This is a genomic window from Bacteroidales bacterium, assembly GCA_031276035.1.
Lineage (GTDB): Bacteria > Bacteroidota > Bacteroidia > Bacteroidales > BM520 > RGIG7150.
This window is the reverse complement of the sequence record JAISNV010000044.1, coordinates 94,825-107,503: the sequence shown is the minus strand read 5'-3', so window position 1 is coordinate 107,503 and position 12,679 is coordinate 94,825. Positions and strand designations below refer to the sequence as shown.

General features: G+C 34.6%; 5 protein-coding genes. 2 read left to right on the top strand and 3 right to left on the bottom strand.

Translation table 11 applies throughout. The features are described 5' to 3' along the window. On the bottom strand, nt 1-1,041 hold the full coding sequence (locus LBP67_10925) for an acyltransferase (protein MDR2085494.1): 1,041 nt from the start codon (nt 1,039-1,041) through the stop codon (nt 1-3). A 130-nt stretch (nt 1,042-1,171) separates the two neighbouring features. Further along, the gene (locus LBP67_10920) at nt 1,172-3,811 is read right to left on the bottom strand and encodes a gliding motility-associated C-terminal domain-containing protein (protein MDR2085493.1); all 2,640 of its coding nucleotides are present in this window, start codon (nt 3,809-3,811) and stop codon (nt 1,172-1,174) included. A 99-nt stretch (nt 3,812-3,910) separates the two neighbouring features. Between LBP67_10920 and LBP67_10915 the strand changes: the two genes are divergently transcribed. Beyond that, the gene (locus tag LBP67_10915) at nt 3,911-6,166 is read left to right on the top strand and encodes a RelA/SpoT family protein (GenBank protein ID MDR2085492.1); all 2,256 of its coding nucleotides are present in this window, start codon (nt 3,911-3,913) and stop codon (nt 6,164-6,166) included. Nucleotides 6,167-6,254: 88 nt separating this feature from the next. Here the strand turns inward: LBP67_10915 and gltX are convergent, their stop codons facing one another. Beyond that, nucleotides 6,255-7,787: a glutamate--tRNA ligase gene (gene gltX, locus LBP67_10910; protein MDR2085491.1), complete on the bottom strand. Its 1,533-nt coding sequence runs from the start codon at nt 7,785-7,787 to the stop codon at nt 6,255-6,257. 274 nt (nt 7,788-8,061) lie between these two features. On the opposite strand from gltX, the gene LBP67_10905 reads away from it, so the two are divergent. Further along, the gene (locus tag LBP67_10905; protein ID MDR2085490.1) at nt 8,062-12,666 is read left to right on the top strand and encodes a type II CRISPR RNA-guided endonuclease Cas9; all 4,605 of its coding nucleotides are present in this window, start codon (nt 8,062-8,064) and stop codon (nt 12,664-12,666) included. The last annotated feature ends 13 nt before the right edge of the window (nt 12,667-12,679 follow it).

Below are 12,679 nucleotides of genomic sequence, written 5' to 3'. Positions count from 1 at the left end.
TCAAAATCCGGTTGCTTTCAACAGCGGTTTCCAATTTATTTTCCGAATTATTTTGCTTATCAACACCGGTACGTAAATTCCTACAAATACGCTTAATATTGATAACAACAACATTAAAACAGGAGAGCTTGTTCTGGAGTATATTTCAAGCACAACAAGTTGACATAATGTTCCGAAAAGATAAACTTGATAGTAATATTTTCTGAAGCTTGAAAAAATATTCGGTAAAAATTTTGCACAAAATAGAGAAAGATAAACAGACAGGCTTATTCCGCTTAAGGAATGTATCAATTTAAAAGGGTTAAGCATATCATATCCGTAACCCAGATTTTTGAAATACTCAATAAAAACATTTGCCGCTAAAAATACAACAAGGCTTAAAATAAATACCCATACTTTATTTTTCCGAAAATATTCTATCACATTAAACTTGGAAAATAAAATTCCGCAGTAAAAGAAAATAAAATAATAAGCAACCGTCCAAAAATCGAAAAGCATATCTACATCAGGAACAAAAAACCTGAGAGTTAAAGAAATTATAACTGCCATAACTATTCCATACCATTTCTTTAAGCTGACCTTAATAAGCGGATATAAAATAAAAAATATGAGTATAGTATTTAAAAACCAAAACGGCCCCCAGGGAAGATTATGCCTCGGATATAAAAACATTTCAAAATAAGAAAACAACGAAAGATCCACCGGTCGTTTTACATACGAAGCAAATATCAATTTCAATAAATAAATTACCGTACAAAGAAAGATATACGGATAAGCAACCCTTGTAATTCTTTTCTTCCAAATATTGCTATAGGGACTATTGTATTTCAGTTTAGTATGATAGAGTAAAAAACCGGAAATGAAAAAAAACAACGGCATTCTAAAATGCATTAGAGTATTAAATCCGTCGAAAAAAATTCCGATAAATCCGGGTTGATCATTCAGCGGAGCATGAAATATTACAACTAACAACACTGCCCATCCTCTCAAAATCGAAAGCCACGGTAAATGATTGTTATTTTCAATCGTTATGTTTTTCATGCCGCAAAAATAGCGAAATCAATTGAGAATGGAAGATGGAGAACTGAGAATTTTAGCAGAGTAATGGAAATTTCATATTATTAAGAAGTTCGGTACTTCAAACCACAGGTATAATTCGAAATTAATAGTTTTATCTAAACAAATGAATATATCCTGATAATATTGTTTCTACAATACCTTCGTAAGAATAACTTCTTACCACACAAACGTAAAAATATACACCGACGGAAACATCCAATTTTGTATGCTTATCTTTTCCGTCCCAGTTGATTTCAATTTCATTACTTTCAAAAACAATCTTTCCTTGTCTGTTGTAAATAGTAGCATTCACACTCTCTATATTCGAGTAACGAATCGGGACAAACTTGTCATTAAAGCCGTCACCGTTGGGAGTGAACACATTAGGCAATTCATAGTTAGGACATTCGTTACCGAGAATACAAACAATTTCGGAAGCATCGCTGACATTTCCGGAATAATCGGCAACACGTACATAATAACAACCTGATAATTTCCCGAAATTATAATGTAAGTATGAAGTATCGGAGGCGTTGTACGAAATAGAATCCAAGAGAATAAAATCTTTGTCTTTTTCAGGTTGATAATAAATATAATAAATAGCTACATCGTTATTTCCGCAGATTGTTTCGGGATTTTCCCAGGATAATCTGTTTATCATATCATCACAAAGTGCTTTTACGTACAATTGCGGCACACAAGGCGGCTCATTGTCCATAGGAATTTCACAATCAATTTGAGAATTATTTAAAATCGGAAAGATATATCCCTCCGACGAATAATATCCGACAGATTGGATATAATAACAGTATTCTTTTTCATTTTCAAGATTGATATCTTCGTAAAACATATTTTCTGTTGAAGCAATACTATCGAAATTTCCGTAATCATCCTGTCTGAAAACAGTAAATGAAGAATTAATCCAAGGCACAGAACAAGTCCAATTTAAGATAATACGTCCATCTCCGGACTGGCTTGTAAGAAATATTGAACCGGCTTCGGCAGATCTACCCATATAAAGCAGATTACTTCCGTTATTTTGATACAATCCGAAATAATATTTATAGGATTTTTCAAGAGTATTTAATCCTGAATCCTGGAAAATACTATCATTTAAATTATCGGCAGAAGCAATTTCCAAATAATTCTCGCTATTGTCATCATACCTATAAAGAAAATATTTATACGGACCCGGATATTCGAGCAAATCAATCTCCGTCGGCGGGGAAAGAATAATCTTTATCTCGCCGTTATTCCTGTCGGTTTTTTCAACTGTAACATGTGTGATAACAGGAACATCTTTTTTCAAAAGAACTTCAGCCTTTTCCGACAATTTTCCTTCTACTTCATTAATAAAATACGCTGATATTCTGTAAGAATAAGTAACTCCTACGGCCAATCCGCCTTCATCTCCCCTATCAATATAAGTATTTGATTCAATATTATCAATTGTTGCAATTCTTTCATAGCCCCAATCCGCAGGCATTCCGGTACTACAAGTTTCCTGAACGTGATTATCAGGTAATTTCGATCTGTAAATATATAATCCTTTAGCATTTCTGCACATATATTTATCCCAATGAAGATAAACATCACCTCTATCTGCTTCGGCGGAAAGATTTTCCGGAGGCGGACCAAGAACATAGATATTTGTACTTCCAATAGTACTTAAATTTACAATATTGCCTTCGTCGGTAGCTTTATAATATAACATATACGGATTTTTACGAACCTCGTAACAACCGGGAGTCCAAGAAAATAAACCTATAGTACTACCGGCAGTCGAATCAATAATTTCAAATTCCGCATTAGAATTTTCAATCATAAATGGTTCTCCCGCAATTTCAATATTAATATAATTATAATCGTAATCTGTAGCTTTTACCTCAAATTCAAGCAATTCCGCAGCAACAACACAAGTATCCCTAACAACATCAAGAACCGGCGGTTGATTATCGCAAGCAAGAACGAGAATCTGAAAATCTCTTACAATATATCCGATTTGAATACCACGTCGCCATTCTTTTATCTTCATTGCAACATTATATTCACCTTGCATCATCGGTTTCTCCCAAATAATGTCGCCTGTTCTTTCATCAATAATAAAATAATCGGAAGCATCCGGCACAATATAACCCGGAATCTCTTTGCCGTCGGCGCCCATACATGTAATCAATTCATAAGAAAGACTGTCGCCGTCAGGATCGTATGCACCCGGATTTGTGATAAAAGTTGTTCCTACACAAGCTTTATCAACCGGCAATAATAGCAGTTGCGGTGAGTCATTAGAGCCTAAAAACGGATTTATCATCAAAAAAGTTTCTATATAAAACGGGACTTCAACTGAATTGGGAATATTTGCAACGCCATAATTTCTATTCGGATCTTCCACAGAAATTATATAGCTGCCGGCACCGGCATACGTATGAGTTGTAGTATATTTATTCAACTGCACATCATTATAACCTTCAAGCGTTTCACCAAGGTGAGCACAATAATACCCGGCAACATTGTATCCCGATGGTCCGTTAACTCTCTGAACAGTATCGGTACTTCCGTCGCCCCAATTTACAAGCAATTCATTTCTATCAGCAGGGCTGGGCGAATACGTTATTGTAGTAATAGTTATTTCGTAAGTATTACCGCTTATATGAACAAATGTAATTTCACCGGCTCTGTTATGAGTTGCAAAAGAGCATAATGAGGCAAATAACAACAATAAAAAACATACTGTTTTATTTAAAACATGCATCGAAAACAAATTTGACTACAAAATTAATCTAAGAATTTAAAAAAGCAATGAATATTATTTTTTAATTTTGCAAAATAGTCTAAAATTAATCTTGCGAATATGTATGTTATTGATCTTGAAAAAGAAGCCATTGAAATAGAAAATGGATATAAGCGAATTTTGAAGGCATGGAAGCCGCAAAAGAGAAACAAAGCCGATGTTGCCTTAATTAGAAAAGCTTTTGATTTAGCCGTAAAGGCTCATAGTAAAGATAGAAGAAAAAGCGGTGAACCATATATTTATCACCCGATTGCGGTTGCCGAAATAACGGCGAAAGAACTTTGCCTCGGCAAAACATCAATTGTTTGCGCATTGCTTCATGACGTAGTAGAAGATCATGAGGAATATACTTTAGACTATATACAAAATGAATTCGGAGAAAAAGTTGCAAAGATTATTGACGGACTAACTAAGATTGACGAAGTTTCTTCTATTAATGAAAACATGTCGCCGCAATCCGAAACTTTCAGAAAAGTTTTACTTTCATTTGCTTATGACATCAGGGTAATTTTGATAAAACTTGCCGATAGGCTTCACAATATGCGTACCTTAGAATTTATGCCGCGTGAGAAACAAATTAAAATTGCTTCCGAAACAGAATATATTTACGCATCTTTGGCACACAGGCTGGGTTATTATAATATCAAAAGCGAACTTGAAGATTTGTCTCTCAAATATCTTGAACCGGAAGTATATAAAATGATTGAGGATAAAATTCATGAAAAGCAAAAAGACTATCTAAGATTTATAAATAAATTTATTTATCCGATAAAGCATGATATTGCTGATCTTGGAATGAAATTTGAAATATATGCAAGGTTTAAATCGGTATATTCCATTTGGAAAAAGATGACCGACAAAAAAGTTGATTTTGATGATATTGATGACCTTTTTGCAATAAGAATTGTAATAGATTCTCCCCGTTCTCTGGAAAAATTTGATTGCTGGAAAGTTTATTCGATTGTTACAAATTATTATAATCCCAAACAAGACCGCTTGCGTGATTGGATTTCCACTCCTAAGGCAAACGGTTATGAATCTTTGCATGCCACCGTTATGAGTAATACCGGTCAGTGGGTTGAAGTACAGATACGTTCTAAAAGAATGAACGAAATTGCTGAAAACGGTTTAGCCGCTCATTGGAAATATAAAAACAAAGTTGATAGCAATTATAATGTTGATAGCCGCTTAGATCAATGGATAAATCAGATGAAAATTTTGATTGAGAATCATAAGCTTGAATCCGACGACGATGATGCTGTCGGTTTTATTGATGATTTTAAACCCAACTTATTTAATGATGAAATTTTTGTTTTCACTCCCAAAGGACATTTGAGAACATTGCCTAAAGGTGCAAGTGTACTTGATTTTGCTTATGCAATTCATACCGATATCGGAAATCATTGCATAGGAGCAAAAATCAATAGTAAATTAGCATCAATTGGTGAAATCCTAAAAAACGGCGACCAAATAGAAATTCTTAATTCAAAGAAACAATATCCGAAAGAATCTTGGCTTGACCTGGTAATTACACAAAGGGCAAAAGCAAGAATAAGAATGAGTGTTAATGCAATAAAAAAAGAAAAATTTGAAGAAGGGAAATCAAAGCTATCCGGATGGCTCAAACAATTAAATATTGAACCTAACGACGTCGCATTCAACGATGTTCTATTAAAAAGCAAAAGACATTCATTAGCAGATTTGTTTTATGACACGGCAATGGATATTTTAAGTTTCGAAGATATTAAGCAACTTATTAAGCCTCAAGAAAAAAACAAATGGTTCCCGTTTTTAATTAAAACAAAATCATCAGGAAAAAACATTGATGAAATAATCAAGGATCAAATAGACGCCGATCCCACTCCGCTTTTACTTAATAATGAAACCACTAATCTGAATTACACTTTATGTAAAACCTGCAATCCTATTCCGGGTGATAACGTTCTCGCCTTAGTTGGCCCTAATCGTGAAATTACAATTCACCGTACCAACTGTCCGAAAGCAATTAAACTTATGGCACAATTCGGAAACCGTATTATAAAAGCAAAATGGAGAAAAGAAGATGCATCAGTCGGATTTTTAACACGGTTAGAACTTAAAGGAATTGACCGAAAAGGACTTATGGCCGAAATTTCAACAATTATCGGAAACAATTTTAATTTCAACATAAGAACCTTAAGTATTAAAGCTTCGGATGGTATTTTTGAAGGAAAAATAACACTTTATGTTAGTGATACAGAGGCTCTACAACTTCTTATTCAAGAGTTAAAACACATAGACGGTATCAGATCTGTTGTAAGAGTGAATAGAAAATGATTTATCTATATATGAGTTATGAGATTTGGGTTATAAATGTAACTACTTAAAATTCAATACTGTGAATTAATAAGTGACATTCGGATTATTATTCGATAACAATTGAGTTTATTGCTGTGTTTATTCTGGCTATTGTTTCTTTTTTACCGATAATTGCCATAATATCAAATACGCCCGGACCTTTTCCCGCACCGACTAAACATAATCTCAGAACATTAAACATATTTCCCGGATTAATTTCATTGTTGGTAATCCACTCTTTCACTTTATTTTCGCATTCTTCGGCAGAAAAATTATCAATTTCATCTAATATCGGTATCAAATCTAATAACTCAGTACCTGTATTATTCTTCCATCGTTTCTGAATAATTTTTTCATCGTATTCAGTGGGTGTTTCAAAAAAGAAAGAAACCTGTTCCCAAATATCCTTAACAAAACTTAAGCGCTCTTTTACAAGTGAACAAATTTTTATTAAAGTTGCTTTATCAAATTTATTTTCAAAACCATGAAGATAAGGTATAATTTCTTTCGCTAATTCTTCATCCGTTTTATTGATAAGATATTGATGATTAAACCATTTCGCTTTATCCGGATTGAATTTTGCTCCCGACTTACTCACCCTATCCAAAGAGAAAGTATCGACGAGTTCCGGTATAGAGAAAATTTCTTGCTCGGTACCGGGATTCCAACCTAAAAGTGCAAGCATATTAACAAAAGCATCAGGATAGTAACCGCTTTCTCTGTAGCCGGAAGCAATTTCTTCTTCTGCAGGATTCAGAGGCCAACGAAGTGGAAACACCGGAAATCCCAGTCTATCACCGTCTCTCTTGCTAAGCTTACCATTGCCATCGGGTTTCAGAAGCAGAGGAAGATGGGCAAACAGTGGAGCAGTCCATTCGAAAGCCCTGTAAAGCATCATGTGAAGCGGTAAAGAGGGTAACCATTCTTCGCCACGAATAACATGACTGATTCTCATTAGATGATCATCAACAATATTAGCCAAATGATAAGTAGGCATCCCGTCGGATTTAAAAAGCACTTTATCATCAAGAGTCGAGGTATTAACCTTAACTTCCCCACGAATCAAATCATGAATTACCAAATCCTCATTCTCAGGCATTAAGAATCTTACAACATAAGGTTTTTCTTCCTTCAGCCATTTTTCCACAACATTATTAGGTATGCTCAAGGAATTTTTCATTTCCATTCTATATTTACTGCCATAGAGGAAAGTTTCATTATTTTCTTTTTGCAATTTCTCCCTAATTTCCTCCAATTCTTCAGCCTTATCAAAAGCAATGTATGCTTTACCCTTTTCAATTAATTCATCAACATAAGTTCGATAAATTTCTTTTCTTTCCGACTGAATATAAGGGCCATACTCACCGCCTACCCCAACACCTTCATCAGGTTTAACTCCGCACCAGTTTAGAGCTTCAATAATATATTCCTGTGCTCCGGGAACAAATCTGGTTTGGTCGGTATCTTCTATCCTAAGCAAGAATTTTCCATTATTCTTCTTTGCGAAGAGATAATTATACAATGCCGTTCTTACGCCGCCGATATGTAACGGACCTGTTGGACTCGGTGCAAAACGCACTCTGATAGGTTGGTTTGACATGGTAGTTTGGTTTTGATATAAAAAAACCTCCTGATTATGGACAAGAGGTAACCCAAATGTTTTCACAACGGAATAATCCTTATTGTGATTTGCTTCAAAATTTGATGATGCAAAAATAACATTTTTTTAAGATTCTATTAATATTTATAAAAAATTTATACTTTTGAAGGAAATTTTATTGAACGTTAGGTGAATTAAAAATTTTGGAGAATAACTTGAATTATACATCTTAAATTTAGAGATAAATTTATATATATTATTAATAAATTATATAATGAAAAAAATATTAGGACTGGACTTAGGCACCAATAGCATTGGATGGGCTATTATTTCAACTGATGAAGAAGGAAACACATATAAAATAGACGGTATGGGAAGTCGGATTATTCCGATGAGTCAGGATATTATAGGAAATTTTGATAAAGGAAATTCTATTTCACAGACAGCAGAACGTACTGGCTTTCGAGGAGCCAGAAGGCTTCGTGAGCGCCACTTACTGAGACGCGAACGCTTGCACCGAGTACTTCATATTATGAGTTTTCTTCCAAAACATTATGAAGATTATATTGATTTTGAAAAACGTTTTGGAAAATTTCAAACCGACACAGAACCAAAATTAGCATGGAAAGAAAATGAAAAAGGAGAGTTTAAATTTATCTTTCATAGCTCATTCAACGAAATGTTGAATGATTTTGAAAAATTTCAACCGCAATTATTATCAGATAATAAGAAAATCCCATACGATTGGACAATTTATTATTTACGTAAAAAAGCGCTTCAACAAAAAATAGATAAAGAGGAATTGGCGTGGATACTTCTCAACTTCAATCAAAAACGTGGATATTATCAGTTACGTGGCGAAGAAGAAGATGAAAATCCGAATAAATTGGTCGAATATTACGCGTTAAAAGTTATAAACGTAACAGCCGATGAACCACAAAAAGGGAAACCAGATATTTGGTACAATGTGGTTCTTGAAAACGGTTGGGTTTATCGCCGTTCAAGCAAAAATTCCTTATTTGACTGGATTGGTAAAGAAAAAGAGTTTATTGTAACCACCGACCTTAATGATGACGGAACTGTAAAAGTGGATAATGAAGGCGTTGAAAAACGTTCGTTTCGAGCTCCTTCAGAAAATGACTGGAATTTGCTGAAAAAGAAAACAGAAGCAGATATTGATAAAAGTAAAAAAACCGTCGGAACTTACATCTATGAAACATTATTAACCAATCCCGGTCAAAAAATCAGGGGAAAATTGGTTCGTACCATCGAACGCAAATTTTACAAAGAAGAATTACTCCAAATCCTTGAAAAGCAAAAAGAGTTTCATTCGGAGTTGCAGGATAAAACACTATTTAAACAATGTGCCGATGAACTTTATTCTTATAACGATGCGCACAAAAACACACTTCTGCAGCACGCCGATTTTACCAAACTATTTATTGATGACATAATTTTTTATCAACGTCCTTTAAAAAGTAAAAAGACCCTTATTAGCAATTGTCCGTATGAGTTTCGAACTTTTAGAAATGAAAACGGAGTTTATGAAAAAGCACCGGTAAAATGTATTGCCAAATCCAATCCGCTATTTCAGGAATTTCGATTGTGGCAATTTATTCACAATCTGAGAATTTATGAACGAGAAAGTGAAGTTGACGGAAAGCTGCAAACCGATGTTGATGTTACATCAGAATTTCTGCCGTCAACCGAAGAACGTGTACAACTTTTCGATTGGCTGAACGGCCGAAAAGAAATCAAACAGGACACATTATTGAATTCTTATTTCAAGATAAAAAAGAAAAAAGGCGAAGACAAATTACCCTATCGATGGAATTACGTGGAGGACAAAGAATATCCTTGCAACGAAACACGTGGGCAAATACTAACGCGCTTGTCGAAAACCAATATTGATAAGGAATTTCTTACCAAAGAAAACGAACATGCACTTTGGCATATATTATTTTCGGTGGAAGATAAGACCGAAATTGAAAAAGCGTTGAAAAAGTTCGCTCAAAAACACCAGTTTGCAAATTCTTTTGTTGAACAATTCTCGAAATTCCCGCCATTCAAAAAGGATTACGGTTCCTATTCAGAAAAAGCAATTAAAAAATTGTTGCCTTTGATGCGAATGGGAAAATACTGGAATCAGGATGATATTTGTGCCGAAGCCATAGGACGGATTAATTCCACCATTGAACGATTAGAATATCTAAAAAACAATGATATTAAGATAGAAGACGTAACTGACGATGAAATTCCGAAACAGGTTTTGAAAAGTTTTGCCAAATTGTCGGGTGAAAACAAGAATTTCTATTCGGGGTTGAATACTTATCAGGCTTGTTACTCAGTTTATGGTAGCCATTCCGAATTGAGTGATATTACAATTTGGAAAACTCCACAGGACATCGACGAATATTTGACGGAATTCAAACAACATTCGCTTAGAAATCCTGTTGTAGAACAAGTTATTACCGAAACGCTTCGTGTGGTTCGGGACATATGGAAAAAGTACGGCGATGTATCCGAAATCCATCTTGAATTAGGCCGGGAAATGAAAAATCCTGCCGAAAAACGAGCCAGAATTACTCAACAAGTTACCGACAACGAAAATACAAATCTTCGGATTAAAGCCTTGTTGATGGAGTTAAAAAACGATGATAAAGTAGAAAATGTTCGTCCATATTCGCCGAGTCAACAGGAAATACTGCGTATTTACGAAGAAGGTGTTTTAAGTTCGGTAGATACGATTGATGATGATATTCTTAAAATTTCCAAACTGGCGCAACCGACAAAACCTGAATTGATTCGCTACAAATTATGGTTGGAACAAAAATACCGTTCTCCATATACGGGCGAAATTATTCCTTTGGGAAAACTGTTTACTTCGGCATATGAAATTGAGCATGTTATTCCGCAATCACGCTATTTTGATGATTCTTTCAGCAATAAAGTAATTTGCGAATCAGAAGTAAACAAATTAAAAGATAATCAACTTGGTTATGAATTTATTAAAAATCATTCGGGTGAAAAAGTTGAACTTAACTTCGGAAAAACAGTAAGGGTTTTTTCTATTGAAGAATACGAAAAATTTGTGAAAGACAACTATCGAAAAATCCGAAGTAAAATGAATAAACTTTTGATGGAAGATATTCCAGAAGGTTTTATCGAACGCCAATTGAACGACAGTCGTTATATCAGCAAAATGGTAAAAGGATTATTGTCGAATATGGTTCGCGAAGAAAATGAGCAAGAAGCGACTTCTAAAAATGTAATTTCCTGCACCGGCGGAATTACTTCAATGTTAAAACAAGATTGGGGATTGAACGATGTTTGGAATCGAATTATCACACCGCGTTTCGAGCGATTGAACGAATTGACCGACAGCAATCATTTCGGTGAATGGACCGATAAAGATGGGAAACGGGTTTTTCAGATAGAAATGCCACTGGAATTGCAAAAAGGTTTTAATAAAAAACGTATCGACCACCGCCACCATGCACTCGATGCGTTGATTATTGCCTGCACAACACGCAATCATGTGAATTATTTGAACAATGAGTCTGCAAGTAAAAATGCTAAAATATCTCGCTACGATTTGAGGCAAAAATTATGTTTCAAGACCAAACCCGATGAAAATGGCAATTACAAATGGCAGTTTCATAAACCTTGGGAAAGCTTTACACAAGATACCCAAACGGCTTTGGAAAATATCATCATCAGTTTCAAACAAAATCTGCGTGTTATCAACAAAAGCATTAATTATATTCAGTCATACAAAGACGAAAATAGCATTTTACAAACTTATAAGAGTGGGAATCCGACAAAAGTGAAACGCAAACAAATAAAAGGTGATAATTGGGCTATTCGGAAACCGCTACATAAAGATACGGTTGCAGGAATTGTTAATCTTCGTTTCAAGAAGCAAGTAGCCATTTCGATCGCTATTGACGAATGGGAAAACATTGTGGACAAAAACCTGAAAACGAAAATTAAACAGTTGATAAACGAAGGATTCGATAAAAAGAAGATTCGGAAATTCTTTGCAGAGCAAGAAAACAAATGGCAGGGAAAAGATGTGTCGAAACCCGATATTTATTATTTCAGCAACGATAAAGATGTATTGGTTGCTTCACGCACAAGTATAGATCCGTCATTTAATTCGAAGAAAATAGAAAGCATTACCGACACGGGCATTCAGAAAATTTTACTTTGTCATTTAGAAAAATATAATGAAGAAAAAGATGGAAAAATAACCGAACGTCCCGATTTAGCTTTCTCACCCGAAGGAATCGAAGAAATGAACAAAAACATTGAAGAACTAAACGATGGCAGAAAACACCAACCGATTCTGAAAGTCCGTACCTTCGAACCGAAGGGGAATAAATTTAATGTCGGGAATTCGGGTAATAAGGGAAATAAATATGTAGAAGCGGCCAAAGGAACAAATTTGTTCTTCGCAATTTATACAGATAAGGAGGGGAGTAGAAGTTACGAAACCATTCCTTTGAATATAGCTGTAGAACGATTGAAACAAGGATTAAAAGAAGTTCCCGAAAAGAAAATCGTTATGGAGAAAGGTGAAGAAAAAGAATTATACTTGCTGTTTTCTTTATCTCCGAACGATTTGGTGTATGTCCCGACGGAAGAAGAGTTAGAAAGTGGAGTTGATAATGTAAATATTAGATCGGAGAGGATTTATAAAATGGTTTCTTCTTCAGGGAATCAGTGTTTCTTCATGCCAAATTATATTTCTGCTCCGATTGTTCAAACAAGAGAATTAGGTGCAAATAATAAATCCGAAAGAAGTTGGGATGGCTTAATGATAAAACAACATTGTATCAAGTTAAAAATAGATAGGTTAGGTAGTATCATAAAATAAACATGTTTAATTA